Source organism: Neorhizobium sp. SHOUNA12A, assembly GCF_023006505.1.
GTDB lineage: Bacteria > Pseudomonadota > Alphaproteobacteria > Rhizobiales > Rhizobiaceae > Neorhizobium.
Window position 1 is genome coordinate 1 of the sequence record NZ_JALBGV010000101.1, and the last position, 18,232, is coordinate 18,232.

Here is an 18,232-nt window from a genome sequence, read left to right on the forward strand (position 1 = left end):
CTTCCGGCTCAGCCTTGCGCTGGCGCTGCGGCTGTTCCTGCTGCTGGGCCTGGGGCGGCGCTTGCGGCCGTTCGGCCGGAGCCTGCTGTTGCCCCTCCTGGGGCTTGCGGCGTGGGCGCTGCTGTCCCTCGCCTTCCTGCGCATCCGGAGGAATGATGACCTGTTGCTGCACCTCGATGACGCCCGGCATCCGGCCGGCCTCGATGGCGGGTCTCATCTCCAAAGCGGGTCTCAAGGGGGCGGCACCGGCCGGCTGAAGCATCAGCGGCAGCGATATGAGAGGTGCTGCGACGCTGGCGAACAGTCTAAATTTTTTCGACATGGACATTTCCTCTTCTAGGGGTGTCATCCCTTTCATGCGCGTCCTTTATTGCCTTTTTCGGCGGACTTACGCGGCGGCTCAACTGTATTGCACCAAAATGGTTCCGTTGCAGCCTGTTGCCGACGGCCTGAACCTCGCATGAATGTATTGTTCATCGACAAAACCCAGGCAGACGTGCACGTAAAATGCCGTTGCAATTTTCTGCGAGCGGGTATCTAAAAATCCATTCGGGGCGCGCCCGCACGCGTGCCCCGTCTTCCTGCGGCCGAAAAAGACCAACACCGCAGGGTTGCCAACAGAGAGGATCAAAATGAAAATTTCCACCCGATTCCTTGCTGCCGCCTCGATCGCCGCCCTGTCGCTTTTCGCCGGTTCGGCGATGGCTCAGGAGAAACTCGTGATCGGCACCGAAGGCGCCTATCCGCCTTTCAACAACCTGGAGGCCAACGGCCAGCTCACCGGTTTCGACATCGATATCGCCAAGGCGCTCTGCGACGAAATGAAGGTCACCTGCACCTTCGTCACCAATGACTGGGACGGCATCATCCCGGCGCTGCAGTCGAAGAAATTCGATGCCATCATCGCTTCCATGTCGATTACCCCAGAGCGGAAGGAGCAGGTCACCTTCTCGAAGAAATATTACAACACCCCGCCGGCCATCGCCGTCCCGAAGGATTCGCCGATCAAGGAAGCGACTGCCGCCGGCCTCAAGGGCAAGACGATCGGCGCGCAGGGCTCCACCACCCATTCGAACTATGCCGAAAAGCATATGCCCGACTCGGAGCTGAAGCTTTATCCGACTGCCGACGAATACAAGCTCGACATCACCAACGGCCGTATCGATGCCGTCATCGACGATATCGTCGTGCTGTCGCAGTGGATCAAGTCGGACGCCGGCAAGTGCTGCAAGATCCTCAGCCCCCTGCCGATCGACGTCGACATCAATGGCGAAGGTGCGGGCATTGCGGTCCGCAAGGGCGAAACCGCACTGGCCGACAAGTTCTCGGCCGCGATCCTCGCGATCCGCGCCAACGGCAAATACAAGGCCATCAACGACAAGTATTTCGATTTCGACGCCTACGGCAAGTAATCGACCGGAGAACCCGGTTAACGCCCGGCGGGAGGCTTGCCCTTCCGCCGTTTTTCTCTTTAATGGCGTCAATACAAGACAAAAGCGGTACACAAAAAGGCCGCAGGGGAAAACGACCTTATGAGCGGATTCTTTTCCGCCCTCCTTTCCGCGCTGGATCCGCTTTGCGGGCCCGTCGGGCTTTTTTCATTGTTCGGTTCCGGTAGCATCGTTGCCTGCGGCGAGACCGGCTGGGGCGACGAGATCGCCTTCGGCGTCAAGGTCACGATCACGCTCGCGCTCGCCACGCTGCCTGTCGGGCTGGTCATCGGCTTCCTGATCGCGCTCGCCGCGCAATCGGAGGACAAGCTGCTGAGGCTTGCCGCCGGCATCTACACGACGATCTTCCGCGGTCTGCCGGAGCTGCTGACCCTGTTCATCGTCTATTACGGTCTTCAGATCCTCATCCAGGCTGTGCTCGCCTCCTTCGGGTACGCTGGGCGCGTCGAAATCAACGCCTTTTTCGCCGGCATGGCGGCGCTCGCCGTCGTCTTCTCCTCCTATTCCTCCGAGGTCCTGCTGTCGGCCTTCAGGGCGATCCCGCGTGGCCAGTACGAGGCGGGCGATGCGCTCGGTCTTCACCGCTCGCGCACCATGCTTCTCGTCATCCTGCCGCAGCTCATCCGCATCGCCCTGCCCGGCCTCACCAATCTCTGGCTGATCCTCTTGAAGGACACGTCCTATGTCTCGGTCATCGGGCTCGCCGATATCCTGCGCCAGACCGGCATTGCGGCGCGCGTCAGCAAGGAAGCCTTCTTCTTCTACGGCATCGCCTGCCTGCTCTATCTGATCCTCGCGATGGTCTCGTCCGTCGGGCTCGGCTTCATCGAGCGCTGGGCGAAACGTTCGGAGGGCCGTCGATGAGTTACGTCAAGGAACTGATCCCGCCGCGCGCCCCTCCGGCCCTGATCGGCAGACAGCTGGCGCCGGCGCGTATTGCCGGCATCCTGGTCCTGCTCGTCTGGGCAGCCCTTGCGATCGCACTCGTCTTCATGATGATCAGCGGCTGGAACGAGGATAAATTCCTGCGTTACGGCCCGCGTTATCTCCATGGCCTCTGGACCACCATTTCGCTGGTCGGCCTCGCCGTCATCCTCGGGGCCGTGCTGTCGGCACCGATCGCCTTCGCAAGGATGTCGAAAAACAAGGCGCTGAATGGCCTCTCCTATGCCTATGTCTACGTGTTTCGCAGCACACCGCTGCTCGCCCAGCTGTTCATGATCTATTACGGGCTCGGCAGCTTCAAGCCGCAACTCGAATCCGTCGACCTCTGGTGGTTCTTTCGCGAAGCCTGGTATTGCGGCCTTTTCTCGCTGACGCTCAATACCGCCGCCTATCAGGCGGAAATCCTGCGCGGCGCGATCGAAAGCGTACCGCGCGGCCAGCACGAGGGTGCGGCTGCACTCGGCCTTTCCAAGCGCAACGCTTTCCGCAAGGTCATCCTGCCCCAGGCGCTGATCGTCGCATTGCGCCCTTATGGCAACGAGATCGTGCTTCTGATCAAGGGATCGGCCGTCGTCGCGATCGTCACCGTCTTCGATCTGATGGGAGAGACACGCTACGCCTTCTCACGCACGTTCGACTATCAGACCTATCTCTGGGCGGCGATTTTCTACCTCGCCATCGTCGAAGCGCTGCGGCATCTCTGGGCCTTCATCGAGGCGCGCCTGACGCGCCATCTGAAGCGTTAGCAGCACTCGGAAATCATAGCTGCTAACATACTGAATATTATCACGAATGTGCTCTTAAGGTGCAATTGTAAAGCTTCGGTTAAACATGGCATGCTCTCCTATCAGGTGACGCAACGACGTCACCTCGAAACAACAAACGGGAACTGCTTGCATGTCTGAAATGGAAATGATGCTGAAAGGCTACGGGCTGACGACCGCCCAGATCTTCTACCACCTGCCGGACCATCCCGCCCTGCTGCAAAGCTATGTCTGGCAGAACTACGACCTCGCTCCGGATTTTCCCGAGATGAACGGTTTTCTGAAATTCTGGCAGGAAAAGCTCGACGGCCCGCTGCATTCCGTCCGCTATGTCCACCGCAAGCTGATCTCGGCCAGCGAGTGGCGGGCCGTCAAGGGCGAGATCATCCTGCACTAAGAAACAGCGGTCTACGGCGCGTCCATTTTAATCGTGTCATATCCGGCTGCTGCGAAGTGCCGATGATAAATGCCTTATGCGCATCCAGCCTGAAGCCAGAACGTCGGCCTTGTTTGCCTGCGGTCAATTGCCCCGTCGCGCATTGGCGATCCGGGCAATCATCCTCTTGGTTGCTGTTTTAGTGTGATTGACTTCACACGTTTGACGTGAAAACCTAGGTCTCTGCATAACGGCTACCAATGATGAAAGTGCTCTTCGGGGCGTTACTTCGGGGAAGTGCGGCAGGTTATGTGACGACTTTCCAGAGGTTAAAATGCCAATAATTAATAATGATAAAACATTTCCTTTCCAAATAAAAGATCATCCTCAACTTCAGAAATACATAAATATTACAATAATATCATCGATAATAATTGTTACATCTGCAACATATCTACTTGGATATTTTTTCTATATTGGATATTTTGATAGACTGCTATTTTCAACCTTGAACTTAAGTAAGTCATTTCAAGCTCGATTTGAAGATTTGAACAAGTACGACAAAATTTCCGGATTCTATTATGTTGCTGGATTGATAAATTACTTTGTATGGAGTATTTTCTTATTCTTTTCTGCGATTATTGTTTATTCGAAACGAAAAACAGTAAATATTTCCGGTGGATATAATAACGCGATGATAATTGGGACAGGAATCTGGTATTTTATCGCTTTATTCTTTACGTACATATTGTTCTTCCATCACGTTGGGATTTCTGAGGAAAAATACGTTGGCACGTCTCGCTTCTTTACGGTATACTTTTTTCCATTTTTCTCGGGAATGTCAGTTTTTTTCCTTCAAGCGTGCGCCTTTTCAACCGCAGCATTATTTCATCGTATGAATAAGGGATAGCCATGAGCAGCTCTTCAGAAAATCAGCAACCAGACGGGAGCGACTATCCAGGCGACGGATCGGCTGATGAAGGCGGCGGGGCGAGGTTCTTGGGTGGGGCTTATGCGGTTAAGTAGTTTTAACTGGGACGCCTTCAAGAGAGCTTGTGCATATCACGGCGTGGAATTCATATTCCCTTTAATTTTCCTATTTTCTTACGTCATTTTTGGGGATAAATTTAAGTATGAAAGATATTATGCGATATGTTTTATTGGCATAACAATATTGCCAATAGTTACAATTCTAAGAATATTACATTCTACTTTTACGGATCGGTTTAGAAAGTAATATTTGGGATTTTTTACGAGCGGTGATAACAGAGAGTATGCTCCCCGGCACTTGGCGCTGTGGGGAGCTTCTAAAGGGCGCCTGAGCCATTAAGTTTTTTAAGGGGCACATTTAATCGAGCCTCGATTGCTTTTGAGATAGTTCTAAGGGCAAATGACAAGGAGGGCTTCACTTTACGTGAAAGTAATGCTGTTGGAGCTAACGTTTCAGACGTGGACTTCGCCATGGGCGAATTCGCCGTCATCCGGCTCGCGATGCAGGGCTGAGAAAATCACGGCAGCATAAAGGACCGCGACGAGCGCAATCACGCTCCATCCCGGTAAAGGACCGAGCGCGGCGTTGTTGACCGCCTCCGACCATGAAAAGACGACATCCGCCTCAGTATCGTTGGGCAGGAGTTTGGGTGTCGAGATCTTCAGAAGCCACGCCATCAGCAGGATGGCGTACATCCAGACGTAGTTGCGCCTCACCCGGCGAAACAGCGCCTCGCGATAACTGATCAGGAAACAGGGATTGCGCAGACTCGTGGCGATCGCCTGCGCCCAGTCGGGCTTGAGGTCCGCCTGCGGATAAAGCGCCTGCGCGAAATAATGGCGTTCCAGCTTGCGAACCCTTGCGCGGTAGACGTCGAAGAAGCGGTATCGCCGTGCTTCGATCAGGAGAAGCAGCGAGATCAGCAGCATCGCAAACAGAACCACGCCGTGATGCGATGTCGGCGTCGACAGCGAAACCGACAGCAGCGCCGCCACCACCGTGATCGACCAGTTCGAGGTGCGGTCGATGCGGTCGCGCCAGCTGGTCATCCGCCCGAGTTCGCCGCGGTAATAGTGGATGATCACATTGGCCTTTTCGGCGGAGGTCATCGGCAACGACGGGGCGCGCCGCTCGACATTCTGCTCCAGCACGCTCTTGCCCTCATCGGCTGGCATGACCTTCTCCCGGAGGTGGTTCTCAAAAAGCCGTTCTGCTTTGACCTCTCAACGAATGAGCACCCGCCGCGTTCCCCTGATGGACAAATGCCGGCTATCGGCTTAAAGCCGCCTGCGAAAAGAAGGACGCTGGCCATGAAGAAGATCGACGAGGAAGCCCTGGCAGAGGCCTATAACCGTGCGCTGGCGCTGGAGAAGGCGGGCGATATCGACGCAGCCGTCAAGGCCTACGAGCAGGTGCTCGAGCTCGATCCCGAGGACCACGGCGGTGCCGCCGTGCGCATCGCGGCCATGGGCCGCGGCGAGACGCCCCCCAAGGCACCGGACGCCTATGTCGAAACCCTGTTCGACCAGCACGCCGAAAGTTTCGAGGACATTCTCGTCGAGCAGCTCGGTTATGCGGTGCCGGTGATCGTGCGCCAGCGCCTTCAGGAGCTGAAGCTCGGGCCGTTCAAGCGGATGCTCGATCTCGGCTGCGGCACCGGGCTTACCGGCGGCACGCTGCGCGACATGGTCGACGACATCACCGGCATCGACATTTCCGAAAACATGGTTGAAATCGCGCACGAAAAGGATCTCTACGAGACGCTTTACGTGGCCGAGGTCGAGGATTTCCTTGAAGACAATGACGACGAGCCCTTTGACCTGGTGACCGCCACCGACGTGCTGCCCTATCTTGGCGCGCTGGAACCGCTGTTCTTCGGCGCGGCAGAAAACATGGCTCCCGGCGGCTTGTTCGTCTTTTCTTCCGAGACCCTCTCCCCGGAAGCTTTTGCCGGCCGGTCCTATATCGTTGGCCCGCATCAGCGTTTCGCCCATTCGGAAACCTATATCCGCGAACGCCTCACGGCCACCGGCTTCGAACTTCTCGAAATCTCCGACATCAATGTGCGGATGCAGGACGGCAACCCGACGCCGGGCCATCTGGTGATCGCGCGGCTGATTGTAAAGTCATGACAATCTCAGGTTGAGAGCGCAATGGCAATTCTCGGCGCCGTCACAGGTGATGACAGGCGCCGAGCACGACCAAGCGTCCAAATCATCCTAGTGTTCGCGAACCATCTTCTCATCGTCCCTCTTCATCGGTAGTTTGCCCTCCGCAACGGAGGGATTCGGATGACGCCGCAGCGCTATCTTCTTGCCCAGGCCTATAACAACGCATGGGCCAACCATCGGCTGCTGAAAGCCTGCGGAGAGCTTTCGCGCGAAGAGCTGGATGCGACACGGGTCAGCTTTTTCCCGTCGATCATCCATACCCTCAACCATATCCTGACCGTCGACTGGCTCTATATCAGCGCGCTCGAAGGCAATTGCCTCGGTCCCGCCGCCTTCGAGCCGGAGATTCCCTGTCCGCTCTTCGCCGATCTCGATCGCGAACAGCGCGCCGCCGACCGCCGCCTCATCGATCACTGTCGACGCTTGGATGAGAAAACGATCGCCGAGGAGATCCGGATTCCCCGGGACACTTTCGTGCAGGTCGAGCCTGCCGACCGGCTGCTGATGCATCTCTTCCAGCACCAGATCCATCATCGCGGCCAGGTTCACGCCATGCTGTCGGGAACCACCGTTCAACCGCCGCAGCTCGACGAGTTCTTCTGCACGGGCGAAGACCAATTGAGACAACAGGATTTTGCCGAACTGGGCTTCACCGAAGCCATGATCTGGAGTTGACCATGCTGTATTTCATCATCAAGGCCCTGCACATTCTGTCCGACTTCCTGCTGATCGGCGGCATGCTGATCAACGCCTTCGTCATCGGCATGGTGCCGCCGACGATCCGCACCGGCGTCATCTCGGCGCTCAGAAGATACGACCGCACCGTCACCACGGCCGCACTCGGCGGTGCCTGGCTTTTCGGCCTGTGGCTCGCCTTCGGCTACGGTTTTTACACTTCCGGCTGGTTCGGCTTCAAGTTCCTGATCGTCATCATGCTGTCGGCTCTGCACGGCATGCAGGGCGCCTGGATGCGCCGCATGGAAGCCGATCCGCATCTCGACCCGCCGGCCTTCGTGCGCGCCGGCCTGCCGATCATCCTCGGCTCGGTCGTCGTCATCGTCGCGCTCGCGGTCATCAAGCCGTTCTGAGTCAAGCGCAACCAGGGGAACGCACCTGCCTCGAGGGGTGCACCCCTCCGAAACCGAAAACTGCGCTTTTCGCCGAACTGCGCTTTTCCGAAGGTCCTCTTTGCTCTAATCCTCTGGCAACAGAATTCTGGAGGTTCAGCATGGCGAAAGTGGCATTCATCGGTCTCGGGGTGATGGGTTATCCCATGGCCGGGCATCTCAAGGTCAAGGGCGGCCATGACGTCACCGTCTATAACCGCACGGCTGCCAAGGCCGAGGATTGGGCGAAGAAGTTCGGCGGCAAGGCCGCAGCGACGCCGGCCGAAGCGGCCAGGGATGCCGATTTCGTGTTCGTCTGCGTCGGCAACGACGACGATCTCCGCTCGGTGACAACCACCGAGACCGGCGTTCTCGCCGGCATGAAACCGGGCGCGATCCTGATCGACAACACCACCGCCAGCGCCGAAGTCGCCCGCGAGCTCGATGCCGCGGCCCGGGAAAAAGGCGTCGGCTTCATCGACGCGCCGGTCTCCGGCGGCCAGGCCGGCGCCGAAAACGGCGTGCTCACCGTCATGTGCGGCGGCGACGAGGCGACGTTCGAGAAGGCCAGGCCGGTGATCGACGCCTATGCCCGCATGGTCGGCCTCATGGGTCCGGCGGGTGCTGGCCAGCTCACCAAGATGATGAACCAGATCTGCATCGCCGGCCTCGTCCAGGGGCTCGCGGAATCGATCCATTTCGGCAAGCAGGCCGGCCTCGACATCGAGAAGGTGATCGAGGTGATCTCCAAGGGTGCGGCCGGCTCCTGGCAGATGGAAAACCGCTACAAGACCATGAATGCTGGCAAATACGATTTCGGCTTCGCAGTCGACTGGATGCGCAAGGATCTCGACATCGTGCTGACCGAAGCCCGCCGCAACGGCGCCAAGCTGCCGGTCACGGCCCTCGTCGACCAATTCTACGGCGACGTCCAGGCGATGGGCGGCAAGCGCTGGGATACATCCTCGCTGCTCGCACGGCTCGAAAAGAAATAGGCCGGCCATGATCGGCCCCTCCTCCGACGTCGCCGGGATCATCGCGCATCTCGAAACGCTGCGGTCGGAGGAGAACATTTCCGGCATGGCCCGTTTCGGCATCGTCACCGACAAGGCCATCGGCATTTCCAATCCCGACCTGCAGAAGATCGCGCGGGCGATCAAGCGCGACCATGGCCGGGCGCTGGACCTCTGGCGCACCGGCATCCGCGAAGCCCGTATGCTGGCGATCTACACCGCCGATCCCACAGCGCTGACGCCGGCCGAGGCGCGCGGATGGGCCGAGGATTTTGCCTCCTGGGAAATCGTCGACACAGCCGCCGACCTTTTGATCGAGACGCCGTTCTGGCGACAGCTCGTTGCGGATTTCGCGGCGGACGACCGGGAGTTTGTCCGCCGCACCGCGTTCGCGATGATCGCCGGCGCTGCCGTGCACCGCAAACAGGAGCCGGACGGTACCTTCGTCGGCTATATGCCGCTGATCGAGGCGCATTCCGCCGATCCGCGCAATTTCGTCAGGAAGGCGGTCAACTGGGCGCTCCGCAATATCGGCAAGCGCAACCGAACCTGCCACGCCCCCGCGATGGCGCTCTCCGAAAAGCTCACCGCCTCGCCGGACAAGACCGCCCGCTGGATCGGCAAGGACGCCGTCAAGGAATTGTCGAGCGAGAAGCTTTTGGCGCGGCTGAAGGCTTAGCCGTCTTTACCCACCCGGTATTGCCGCGGCGTCGCGCCCGCAAAGGTCCGAAACGCCTTGATGAAGGAACTCGTGCTTTCGAACCCGCAGGCGAGGCCGATTTCCGTGATCGGCTCCCGGCCGGCAAGCAGCATCTCCTTGGCCCTCACCATCCGCGCCCGATGCCGGAAATCGCGAAAACTCATGCCGAGTTCTGCGTCGAATCGCCGTGACAGCGTCCGCTCCGAAAGACGTGACGCCTCCGCAAGGGAGCCAAAATCAAGATCCCGGTCGAGATCTTCCAGCATCCGCGCGACGGCGACCGCCATGCCCGGCGACTGCGGTTTCGGCAACCATGTCTCGTCCTCGTCCGCCGCCAGTTCCTTCGCCACGGATGCGAGCGCCTTGAAGAAGGCATTCGCGGTTTCGTCGCATGAGGGGCGCCCCGTATCCCAACGCATGACATGCAGGATCATTTGCCGCGCCAGATCGGAAAGACCGAAGACCCGGCAGGCCGGTAGCGGCGCTTCGAATTCGCGATCGCCGAACAGAACCGAGGACGCCGTGGCCGCCCCATTGCTGCGCACCGCAATCACCGTTCCCCGTGCGATCAGCGCGGCCCTTTGCGGCGGCAGCATCCAGCGGCGGTCGCCGATATCGAGAACGAAGGTGCCGGTCGACGCGTAAAGCAGGTAATCGGCATCGAAGGCCCGTTCGATCTCGAACGGCGCGTCAAACACCCGATGATAGGCATGAGAAATTGTCGCCATCGCTGCCGGATTTGCCCTATGCGGCCTGCTGTCCCCGCATCTGCTTTAGCAGTTCGGCGGTGTCGAGCAATGCGGAATGATGGACGATCTTGCCGTCCTTCAGGACGAAGGTCCGGTAGGCGCGCACGCGGATGGAATTGCCGGAGGGTTCGACGCCCTTGAAAGCCGCCTGGTGCGTGCCGCACAATGTCAGCTCGCACATGACGCCATCGTCCTCGGCGGCCATCCGCTCGATCGACCAGACGGCATCCGGCATGATCCGCTTCTGCACCGCCACCATGGCGCAGTGTCCTTCGGAATTGGCCGGCGAATAGGTGGCCTCTTGATAGTCGGCTGCGAAAAAGTTTTCGAAGCGCTCGATCAGACCACGGTTCCAGATCTCTTCGATATATCCGCGGATGATCGCTTTATTGGCCTTGGCCTGGTCCTGCATGTCGAGCTCCATCTGTTTCGATGAAACCCAGATAAAACCAAACGGGCCGTTTCAACTCGGCCCGTCCTGCCAGAAAATGATCCCGATCCGCCAAACGGCGAATTATTCTTCGCCCGATTTCTGGTTGTCCAGCATCATGTAGTCGAGCGGCAGTTCGGTCGTGTACTTGATCTGCTCCATCGCAAACACCGACGAAACGTCGCGGATCTCGATCTTGGCGATCAGGCGCTTGTAGAAGGCGTCATAGGCGCCGATGTCCGGCACGACGACGCGCAGCAGGTAATCGACGTCGCCGCTCATGCGGTAGAATTCGACGACTTCCGGGAAATCGACGACGACTTCCGAGAACCGCTTCAGCCATTCGATCGAGTGGCTGGCGGTGCGGATGGAGACGAACACCGTGACCTTGGTATTGACCTTGACCGGATCCAGCAGCGCCACACGGCGACGGATGACGCCGTCCTCTTCCATCTTCTGGATGCGGCGCCAGCAAGGCGTGGTCGACAGGCCGACCTTCTTCGCGAGGTCCGCGACGGCCAGAGTGGAATCTTCCTGCAGAATGCGCAGTATCTTACGGTCGAGGCGGTCCATCAGAGTCCTTTCGAAATGATTTTTCGTTATACACCGAATTCGTGGCAGTTAACCGAAATTTGTTTCCCGTATCAAGCTATCCACATGCTGTCTTAGAACCGGCAGCAGATCCGCCTCGAACCATGAATTCTTTTTGAGCCAGCCGGTGTTGCGCCAGCTCGGATGCGGCAGCGGCAGTATCCTCGGCCCCTGGTTGGCGAAAACATAGTCTCGCCAGTTCTCTACCGTTTCCGTCATGCCCTTGCGTCGCCGGCTCCCCAGATGCCAGGCCTGCGCATAAGCTCCGACGGCGATAACCAGCTCGATCTGCGGCATGGCGGCGATCACCCGAGCCCGCCAGAACGGCGCGCATTCGAGCCGCGGCGGCAGGTCGCTGCCCTTGGCATCGTAGCCCGGAAAACAGAAGCCCATCGGCACGATCGCAAACTTCTGCGGATCGTAGAACTCTTCGCGGGTCACCGCCATCCAGTCGCGCAGCCGATTTCCCGAGGCATCGTTGAACGGCAGCCCGCTTTCATGCACCCGAAGCCCCGGCGCCTGGCCGGCGATCAGCACCTTCGCCGTCTTCGATAGCACTGCGACCGGCCGCGGCTCATGCGGCAGACGGTCGCCTTCGCCTTTCGCCGGCGCGTCGCGACAGATGCGGCAGGCCGCGATCGCGCCGGCCAGCCCGCCGAGATCCTCCACGCCTTCGGTGATATCATCCATGCTCATTGCCAGGCCGTCACTCGCTTCATCCAATCCCAAAATGCCTCCACTAGGCTGACATCGTCCATCGTGCCGCGGCTGGCGCGCCAGGCACGCGGGCTTTCGAACCGGCCGGCCCACAGCCCCTGCCGTTCGCGCCGCGCTTCCACCTGTTCCTGCGCATAACGTCCCGATGCGACCGCGAGCCCTTGCCGCACCAGCGTACCGTTGATGCTCGTCGTACCCGAATGGCAGCGGACGAGAAGCCGACGATATTTGTCGCGCTCGCGGCCGAGACATTCCGTCTTACCGTCGGCAACGAGGCGCATCAGCAGCCGTCTCGCCTCTTCTCCGCAAGCCCATGGTTTGCCGCGGCCGTCTTCGCAGGTCTGGTCGAGTTCCGGCGCATCCATACCCTGCAGCCGCAGGCGCTCGCCGCCCACCGCCAGCGTATCGCCGTCGATCACGTAGAACGGGCCGCGGAGGACGCTGTCGGCTGCCTCGTCCAGCTTGGCGGCAATCAGCACCAGAAGGATGAAGAAGGCCACGAGAAACGCGCCATCGCGAAAAACCCTGAACGTTCGAGCCACAATCCAGCCTTATTGGAAAACGGAAGCTTCAGGAAAATGGCAAACAAAACCTTTCCCGGCAGTACTCTCTTAAGGATTTGGACATACTCTCTCAACACCCGGGGTATCAGTTCAGTGGCCATGAGTAGCGGCGTCAGCACATCGACCGACAAGAACATCGTTGATCGCTCGCGCGGCCACCGCAACAAGGCCGTCTCTAAAGCCGTGCGCGCCACGCGTGAACGCCTGCAGTCCAGCTCCCAGGGCAATCAGATCTTCGACCGCGACATGATCGCCATGCACGTCAATTCCGTGCTGCAGGGCGCATCGGTCATGCCGATCTTCATCGTCGTGGTGACGGCGATCGGCGTCTACCTCAATCCGAACGCCAATCTTTTTGCCTGGGCGCTGCTGATGTTCAGCGTCCATGCAATCAACGTGCTGATCGCCCGTCGCGCCAGCCGCAAGGACATCGGCTCGGGCGACGTCCAGAAATGGCGCCGCAGGCTGCTCGCGGCGCAGTTGATCGTCGGCACCGGCTGGGCACTCTTCGCGCTACAGAACTGCAATGCCTGTTCGGGCGACAACTATTATTTCTACAAGGGTGCCGTTCTCCTTTTCGCGATCTCGATCACCGCGATGAGCAGTTTCATGCTGCGGCTCGGCGTGTTGTTCGGCTTCCTGCCGATGATCCTGGCGCTGCTTGCCACGGCCATCCTGACACGGAATGTGCTCGATATCGGCATGATCGCGATCTGCGCCATTGCGGTCGTCTTCTTCCACTATATCGCCGACCGGCTCTATCGCTCCAACCTGACGCTGATGTCCTATCAGTCGGAAAAGGACGACCTGATCGCCGAGCTGGAAGTGGCAAAATCCATGTCGGACGAAGCCCGCCGCCGCGCCGAAGAGGCCAACCTTGCCAAATCCCGGTTCCTCGCCTCGATGTCGCACGAGCTGCGCACGCCGCTCAACGCCATCCTCGGTTTCTCCGAAGTCATGAGTTCCGAGGTCCTCGGCCCGCTCGCCAACCCGACCTACAAGGAATATGCCGGCGACATCCACCGTTCCGGCCAGCATCTCCTCAATCTGATCAACGAAATCCTCGACCTGTCGCGCATCGAGGCCGGCCGCTACGACCTCGCCGAGGAATCGCTATCGCTGCTGGAGATCGCCGAGGATTGCATCGGCATGGTGCAGCTGCGCGCCAGCGCCAAGAACATCTCGATCAGCCAGCAGTTCGAATCACAGCTGCCGCAGGTCTGGGTGGATGAAAAATCGATGCGCCAGGTCCTCCTGAACCTGCTCTCGAATGCGGTCAAGTTCACGCCCCAGGGCGGCGAGGTGACCGTCAAGGTCGGCTGGACAGCCGGTGGTGGCCAGTATGTGGCGATCAAGGACAACGGACCCGGCATTCCGGAAGAGGAAATCCCGGTTGTGCTGTCGGCCTTCGGCCAGGGCTCGATCGCCATCAAGAGCGCCGAACAGGGCACCGGCCTCGGTCTGCCGATCGTCCAGGCGATCCTTGCCAAGCACGACGGCCAGTTCATCCTGCGCTCCAAGCTGCGCGAGGGCACCGAAGCGATTGCCATCCTTCCCGCGACGCGCGTGCTGCAGAGCGTGCCGGCGGTTGCCGACGCCCAGACGGTCGCCCGCCGTCGCAAGAGCTTCGCCTGAGCCGAACAGGCTCTTTTGCACCGGCTGGTTTCGGTGCATACTGCCGGCATGACCAAACTTCTCGACCGCGCCATCGAAGCAGCCAAGGAACTCCCTGCCGAAATGCAGGATGAGATCGCCCGTGTCATGCTTAGGCTCGTGGGCAAAGACGAGCCGGTGCATCAGCTTACTCCCGAGGAGGAAGCCAGTTTCGCCAAGTCGCTGGACCAGGCCGCTCGGCGTGAATTTGCGCCAACCGAGCAGGTTCAGGCCATCTGGGCGAAATACGCGCAGTGATGATCCGCTTCACCCCTGAAGCCGCCATCGAACTTGAGGATGTCCTCCGCTACCTGACCGCTCATTCACCGGAAGGCGCCCGCAATGTGGCCACGCGGATTCGGCAGGTTTTGAGCAATCTCTCGGAATATCCGCTGACCGGTATGCGCACCAGCCTTGAGCCGATGCGGCGTGTGGCCGTCACACCCTATCCGTATCTGATATTTTATCTGCCCGGCGATGATGAGATCATTGTGGTCGGCATACGCCACGCTGCACGTGACCCATCATCGATGCCGGACCAACTGTAACGGGCGGTTATCCCCACAAGCTCCGCACCACCACATAAACCACGAAAAACCCGTTGGCGCAGAGCAGGCAGAACACCGCGAAGGAGCCGAGGTCCTTGGCGTGGCGGCCGACGGTGGAGATTTCCGGGGATATGCGGTCGACCAGTTCCTCGATCGCGGTGTTCAGCGATTCCACCGCAAACAGCACCAGCATCAGGATGGCCAAGACAAAATAGTCGAAAGCACCGGCGCCGACGATCGCAAACAGCACGATAGCCGCCGCACAGGCGATCACCTCGTGGCGGAAGGCTTCTTCCTGCCACAGGCGCACCAGCCCCTGCATCGAATAACGGAAGGCCGCAATTACCCGGCGGATGCCGGTCGCCCTTTCGATATTGCTGTCGAGCGGCGTCTTTTCCATCCGGGGCTCAGTGGCTCTTGTTGCTGACGCCGGCCTGCTCGAATGTCGCCATGCCGGAATGGCAGGCGGCGGCGGCCTTGACGATGCCGGCGGCAAGTGCCGCACCGGTCCCCTCGCCGAGCCGCATGCCGAGCGCGAGCAGCGGCGTCTTGCCGAGCTTTTCGATCGCACGCAGGTGCCCCGGTTCACCTGAGACATGGCCGATCAGGCAATGGTCGAGTGCCGCCGGATTGGCGGCCTTGAGGATGGAGGCCGCAGCCGTCACCACGTAACCGTCGAGCAGGACCGGGATCTTTTCGACGCGCGCGGCAAGGATCGCGCCGGCGATCGCGGCGATCTCGCGGCCGCCGAGACGGCGCAGGATCTCCAGCGGATCGCTCAGGTGATCCTTGTGGAATTCGACGGCCGCCTTCACCGCGGCGATCTTACGCTCCATGAATTCGCCATGCGAACCGGTGCCGGGACCGACCCAGTCCTCCGCCTCGCCGCCATAGAGCGCCAGGTTGATGGCAGCCGCGATCGTCGTGTTGCCGATGCCCATTTCGCCGATGCAGAGAAGATCGGTGCCGCCGGCGATCGCCTCCATGCCGAAGGCCATGGTCGCGGCGCAGTCGCGTTCCGAAAGTGCCGCTTCAGTTGTGATGTCGCCGGTCGGATAATCGAGCGCCAGGTCGAAGATCTTCAGGCCGAGATCATGGGTGACGCAGATCTGGTTGATCGCCGCACCGCCGGCTGCAAAATTCTCGACCATCTGCTGGGTCACCGACGACGGGAACGGTGTCACGCCATGGCGGGTAACGCCATGATTGCCGGCAAAGATCGCCACAAGCGGGCGGTTGACCGCCGGTGCGCGGCCTGTCCAGGCGGCCAGCCAGAAGGCGATTTCCTCAAGCCGACCGAGCGCACCCGGCGGCTTGGTCAGCTGCGCATCGCGCTCGCGCGCCGCAACCAGCGCCCGCGGGTCCGGTCCGGGAAGGTTCTGCAGCAGGACACGGAAATCGTCGAAAGGCAGGCCGCTCACGCTCATGGAAAGTCTCTCTTGTGTCTCGGTCTCATCTCGCGGCGGGAAAACTTGTCTTTTCCCGTAAATCGCGCTTGTGTGCGCAAACTCATAGTCGGGTCGGATCGGAGGAACAACTGCCAAACGCAACGGAATTCATCGCGGACCTCGCCCGCTCGGTCGGGTTCCTCAGTCGTCTGCCGGTGCCGGACCGTTTCTTCTGCGGCCATGACGGCACGATTTCGCGGGCGGTACGCGCCTTTCCCGTCGCGGGGCTGATTATTGCGGCCCTGCCGGCGCTCGTTCTTCTCCTCCTGCAATCCGGTGATCCGCTGCTTGTCAGCCTGATTGCGCTTGCGCTGCTGACGCTTGTGACCGGCGCGCTCCACGAGGACGGCCTTGCGGACACGGCGGACGGTCTCGGCGGGGGGCGGGACAAGGACCACGCGCTCCTGATCATGAAGGATAGCCGCATCGGCGCCTATGGCGTCGTGGCGCTGGTCCTGTCTTTCGGCCTGCGGGCCTCGGCGCTTTCCGCACTTTTCCGCGACGATGCCGTCACGGCGGCGCTCGCCGTGCTTGCCGTTGCAGCCGTCAGCCGCGCGATCCTGGTCGCCCATTGGCGCGCCTTGCCATCAGCCCGGGAAAACGGCGTCGCGGCAGGCGCCGGATTTCCGGAGGACGGCGCCCGCAATATCGCGCTGTTTTCCGGCGCCGCCATCGCGCTTGTCCTTCTCGTTCCGGTTCTCGGCCTGCCGAAAGTGCTGCTGTCGCTGATCTTGGCGGCACTCGCCGGTTTCGGTTTCACCCGTTTCGTGCGCCAGAAACTCGGCGGACACACGGGCGATACGATCGGCGCTACTCAACAATTGAGCGAGATCGCCATGCTCGCCACTCTTGCTCTTGCCGCCTGAAACCCCGATATACTGACGCATGATTTCGCCTTGCACCCTCGTCTGTTCGATCGACCTCAAGACCGGCTATTGTTTCGGTTGCGGACGCACGCGCGAAGAGATCGCCGCCTGGATGGATTATACCGATGCGGAGCGCCGTGCGCTGATGGAAACCCTGCCCGCACGGCTTGAAACCATCGAGCGCCGGCCGCGTCGGGAAACCCGCCGGCAGCGCATGATCCGGGAACGCGACACCGCATGAACGCGCTCACCGGCATTCTCATCGTCCTCGGCATTGGCCTGGCGCTGCTGATCTTCAACCACGATGCCGGGCAGACCTTCGGCATCGACAACGACCGTTTCGGCCAGATCATCTACCTCCTGCCGATCGCCGGCCTGCTCGCTGCCGGCATTCTCGCCGGCCGGCGCGGCAATGCCGGCGAGGTGCTGCGCAATATCGCCATCTGGCTGCTGATCATCCTCGGGCTGGTCACCGCCTATCTCTATCGTGACGACGCCAGCAATGTCGCCGCACGGGTGACTGCCGGCCTGCTGCCCGGTACCGCGGTGGTGGTGACGACCAGCGAAGGCGGCAACGAGGTGATCATCCACAAGACCCAGGGCAGCCATTTCCAGACCAATGTCAGGGTCCAGGGTAAGGTCCTGCCGATGCTGGTCGATACCGGCGCCAGCACCGTGGTGCTCTCCTACGACGATGCCCGCGCGATCGGCCTCAACCCGCAGAGCCTCAATTATTCGGTCTCTGTGATGACCGCCAACGGCCGGGCAATGGCCGCGGGGGTGCGGCTGGACGAAATCGCCATCGGCCCGATCGTGCGGAAAAACGTCCGGGCGATGGTTGCGGAAGACGGAAAGCTCGGCGAGAGCCTGCTCGGCATGAGCTTTCTCTCCACCCTCGGATCCCTGCAGATGCAGACCGACGAGCTGAGATTGCGGGACTGAGGTCAGCCGAAATCCTGGATGGCTACGCCATCGCCCTTGCTGCGGAAATGGCTCGGCGGCGTGCCGATGATGCGCTTGAAGGCGCGGCTGAAGGAGGCTTCGGCATCGTAACCGAGCCGTTCGGCGACGGTTGCCACCCGTTCGCCGTCGCGCAGCCACTGCCGGGCCTGGTGCATGCGCACCCGTGCCACGTAGCGCGCCGGCGTTT

Annotated in this window: 24 protein-coding genes and 1 pseudogene; 15 read left to right on the forward strand and 10 right to left on the reverse strand. The window is 60.4% G+C overall.

The window, feature by feature from the left end:
- Positions 1 to 322 (reverse strand): annotated as a pseudogene (locus MOV63_RS28210) (hypothetical protein); the annotation flags it as partial.
- Between the two features lie 310 nt (positions 323 to 632).
- Between MOV63_RS28210 and MOV63_RS28215 the strand changes: the two are divergent.
- The 4 genes from MOV63_RS28215 to MOV63_RS28230 all read left to right on the forward strand — a co-directional run bounded on the left by MOV63_RS28215 (position 633) and on the right by MOV63_RS28230 (position 3,557).
- Positions 633 to 1,412 carry an ABC transporter substrate-binding protein gene (locus MOV63_RS28215; protein WP_247038877.1) on the forward strand — a complete coding sequence of 260 codons (780 nt, stop codon included), beginning with the start codon at positions 633 to 635 and terminating at the stop codon, positions 1,410 to 1,412.
- A 120-nt stretch (positions 1,413 to 1,532) separates the two neighbouring features.
- Positions 1,533 to 2,315 (forward strand): ABC transporter permease, encoded by a 783-nt coding sequence (locus tag MOV63_RS28220; RefSeq protein WP_247038879.1) that lies wholly within the window; start codon positions 1,533 to 1,535, stop codon positions 2,313 to 2,315.
- Positions 2,312 to 3,142 carry an ABC transporter permease gene (locus MOV63_RS28225; RefSeq protein ID WP_247038881.1) on the forward strand — a complete coding sequence of 277 codons (831 nt, stop codon included), beginning with the start codon at positions 2,312 to 2,314 and terminating at the stop codon, positions 3,140 to 3,142. The genes MOV63_RS28220 and MOV63_RS28225 overlap by 4 nt, the downstream gene beginning before the upstream one ends.
- 151 nt (positions 3,143 to 3,293) lie before the next feature.
- Positions 3,294 to 3,557: an usg protein gene (locus MOV63_RS28230; RefSeq protein WP_105401308.1), complete on the forward strand. Its 264-nt coding sequence runs from the start codon at positions 3,294 to 3,296 to the stop codon at positions 3,555 to 3,557.
- Positions 3,558 to 4,979: 1,422 nt separating this feature from the next.
- On the opposite strand, the gene MOV63_RS28235 is transcribed toward MOV63_RS28230, so the two are convergent.
- Positions 4,980 to 5,702, reverse strand: coding sequence for a DUF2270 domain-containing protein (locus tag MOV63_RS28235; protein ID WP_105401307.1), 723 nt, complete (start codon positions 5,700 to 5,702; stop codon positions 4,980 to 4,982).
- 135 nt (positions 5,703 to 5,837) lie between these two features.
- Here MOV63_RS28235 and MOV63_RS28240 point away from each other — a divergent pair, with 135 nt between their 5' ends.
- The 5 genes from MOV63_RS28240 (at position 5,838) to MOV63_RS28260 (ending at position 9,496) form a co-directional block, all read left to right on the forward strand.
- Complete coding sequence (locus MOV63_RS28240) at positions 5,838 to 6,659, forward strand: class I SAM-dependent methyltransferase (RefSeq protein ID WP_247038883.1); 822 nt, start codon at positions 5,838 to 5,840, stop codon at positions 6,657 to 6,659.
- A 159-nt stretch (positions 6,660 to 6,818) separates the two neighbouring features.
- A complete protein-coding gene (locus tag MOV63_RS28245) occupies positions 6,819 to 7,373 on the forward strand; it encodes a DinB family protein (RefSeq protein WP_247038885.1) in 555 nt (184 codons plus the stop codon).
- Between the two features lie 2 nt (positions 7,374 to 7,375).
- Positions 7,376 to 7,786, forward strand: coding sequence for a CopD family protein (locus MOV63_RS28250; protein ID WP_038542739.1), 411 nt, complete (start codon positions 7,376 to 7,378; stop codon positions 7,784 to 7,786).
- A gap of 113 nt (positions 7,787 to 7,899) precedes the next feature.
- Entirely contained in the window at positions 7,900 to 8,799 is a 900-nt protein-coding gene (locus MOV63_RS28255) for an NAD(P)-dependent oxidoreductase (protein WP_258719329.1), read from the forward strand.
- A gap of 7 nt (positions 8,800 to 8,806) precedes the next feature.
- On the forward strand, positions 8,807 to 9,496 hold the full coding sequence (locus tag MOV63_RS28260) for a DNA alkylation repair protein (RefSeq protein ID WP_247038887.1): 690 nt from the start codon (positions 8,807 to 8,809) through the stop codon (positions 9,494 to 9,496).
- Here the strand turns inward: MOV63_RS28260 and MOV63_RS28265 are convergent.
- The 5 genes from MOV63_RS28265 to MOV63_RS28285 all read right to left on the reverse strand — a co-directional run bounded on the left by MOV63_RS28265 (position 9,493) and on the right by MOV63_RS28285 (position 12,504).
- On the reverse strand, positions 9,493 to 10,245 hold the full coding sequence (locus tag MOV63_RS28265; RefSeq protein WP_247038888.1) for an AraC family transcriptional regulator: 753 nt from the start codon (positions 10,243 to 10,245) through the stop codon (positions 9,493 to 9,495). The two genes, MOV63_RS28260 and MOV63_RS28265, sit on opposite strands and share 4 nt — an antisense overlap.
- A gap of 16 nt (positions 10,246 to 10,261) precedes the next feature.
- Positions 10,262 to 10,678: an ester cyclase gene (locus MOV63_RS28270; RefSeq protein ID WP_247038889.1), complete on the reverse strand. Its 417-nt coding sequence runs from the start codon at positions 10,676 to 10,678 to the stop codon at positions 10,262 to 10,264.
- 102 nt (positions 10,679 to 10,780) lie between these two features.
- A complete protein-coding gene (locus MOV63_RS28275; protein WP_007771498.1) occupies positions 10,781 to 11,269 on the reverse strand; it encodes an Lrp/AsnC family transcriptional regulator in 489 nt (162 codons plus the stop codon).
- Between the two features lie 48 nt (positions 11,270 to 11,317).
- The gene (locus tag MOV63_RS28280) at positions 11,318 to 11,977 is read right to left on the reverse strand and encodes a uracil-DNA glycosylase family protein (RefSeq protein ID WP_247038890.1); all 660 of its coding nucleotides are present in this window, start codon (positions 11,975 to 11,977) and stop codon (positions 11,318 to 11,320) included.
- A 2-nt stretch (positions 11,978 to 11,979) separates the two neighbouring features.
- Positions 11,980 to 12,504, reverse strand: a complete 525-nt coding sequence (locus MOV63_RS28285) for a thermonuclease family protein (RefSeq protein WP_247038891.1) — start codon at positions 12,502 to 12,504, stop codon at positions 11,980 to 11,982.
- 162 nt (positions 12,505 to 12,666) lie between these two features.
- Between MOV63_RS28285 and MOV63_RS28290 the strand changes: the two genes are divergently transcribed.
- From MOV63_RS28290 to MOV63_RS28300, 3 genes are read left to right on the forward strand one after another with little or no spacing between them, the layout of a single operon-like run.
- The gene (locus tag MOV63_RS28290) at positions 12,667 to 14,202 is read left to right on the forward strand and encodes a HAMP domain-containing sensor histidine kinase (RefSeq protein ID WP_038586504.1); all 1,536 of its coding nucleotides are present in this window, start codon (positions 12,667 to 12,669) and stop codon (positions 14,200 to 14,202) included.
- Positions 14,203 to 14,250: 48 nt separating this feature from the next.
- Positions 14,251 to 14,478 carry a hypothetical protein gene (locus MOV63_RS28295; protein WP_247038892.1) on the forward strand — a complete coding sequence of 76 codons (228 nt, stop codon included), beginning with the start codon at positions 14,251 to 14,253 and terminating at the stop codon, positions 14,476 to 14,478.
- Positions 14,478 to 14,768, forward strand: a complete 291-nt coding sequence (locus MOV63_RS28300) for a type II toxin-antitoxin system RelE/ParE family toxin (RefSeq protein WP_247038893.1) — start codon at positions 14,478 to 14,480, stop codon at positions 14,766 to 14,768. Before MOV63_RS28295 ends, MOV63_RS28300 begins: the two co-directional genes overlap by 1 nt.
- 7 nt (positions 14,769 to 14,775) lie before the next feature.
- Here MOV63_RS28300 and MOV63_RS28305 read toward each other — a convergent pair whose 3' ends face one another.
- Together MOV63_RS28305 and cobT are read right to left on the reverse strand one after the other, a co-directional pair.
- Entirely contained in the window at positions 14,776 to 15,168 is a 393-nt protein-coding gene (locus MOV63_RS28305; RefSeq protein WP_247038894.1) for a diacylglycerol kinase, read from the reverse strand.
- Positions 15,169 to 15,175: 7 nt separating this feature from the next.
- Positions 15,176 to 16,195 (reverse strand): nicotinate-nucleotide--dimethylbenzimidazole phosphoribosyltransferase, encoded by a 1,020-nt coding sequence (gene cobT / locus MOV63_RS28310; RefSeq protein WP_038586492.1) that lies wholly within the window; start codon positions 16,193 to 16,195, stop codon positions 15,176 to 15,178.
- Positions 16,196 to 16,305: 110 nt separating this feature from the next.
- On the opposite strand from cobT, the gene MOV63_RS28315 reads away from it, so the two are divergent.
- Genes MOV63_RS28315 through MOV63_RS28325 form a run of 3 tightly spaced genes read left to right on the forward strand, consistent with a single transcriptional unit; the run spans position 16,306 to position 18,024 of the window.
- The gene (locus MOV63_RS28315) at positions 16,306 to 17,082 is read left to right on the forward strand and encodes an adenosylcobinamide-GDP ribazoletransferase (RefSeq protein ID WP_247038898.1); all 777 of its coding nucleotides are present in this window, start codon (positions 16,306 to 16,308) and stop codon (positions 17,080 to 17,082) included.
- A gap of 19 nt (positions 17,083 to 17,101) precedes the next feature.
- Positions 17,102 to 17,323, forward strand: a complete 222-nt coding sequence (locus tag MOV63_RS28320) for a DUF1289 domain-containing protein (protein ID WP_247038895.1) — start codon at positions 17,102 to 17,104, stop codon at positions 17,321 to 17,323.
- Complete coding sequence (locus MOV63_RS28325; protein WP_247038896.1) at positions 17,320 to 18,024, forward strand: TIGR02281 family clan AA aspartic protease; 705 nt, start codon at positions 17,320 to 17,322, stop codon at positions 18,022 to 18,024. The genes MOV63_RS28320 and MOV63_RS28325 overlap by 4 nt, the downstream gene beginning before the upstream one ends.
- Before the next feature lie 2 nt (positions 18,025 to 18,026).
- Here the strand turns inward: MOV63_RS28325 and MOV63_RS28330 are convergent.
- The coding region (locus MOV63_RS28330; protein WP_247038897.1) for a helix-turn-helix transcriptional regulator at positions 18,027 to 18,232 on the reverse strand (206 nt) is incomplete at its 5' end.